Genomic DNA, 255 nt, shown 5'->3' on the forward strand with positions numbered 1-255 from the left:
ACCAACCGCTGAGGCAGGCACTGCACCAGGTACCTTGACGTGTACGACTACTACATTGGTTTTAGATGGAACAGGCTCGACGACTACAGGTGTTACTTATTTATGGACAACTACAGGTACAGGGGTTATTGATAGTGGCTCAACGACATTGAGTCCAACGATTAGTGGTCCAGGTACATATACCTTAACAGTAACCAATACGACAACAGGCTGTACGGCTAGTGATACAGTTGTGATCAGTGAAGATTTAACGAC

Annotated in this window: 1 pseudogene; it reads left to right on the top strand. The window is 45.5% G+C overall.

The annotated features are described in order from the left end of the window. Positions 1-255: pseudogene (locus AC1EUV_RS13810) on the top strand (T9SS sorting signal type C domain-containing protein); the annotation flags it as partial.

This window comes from Maritimimonas sp. 2304DJ26-3 (assembly GCF_056591635.1).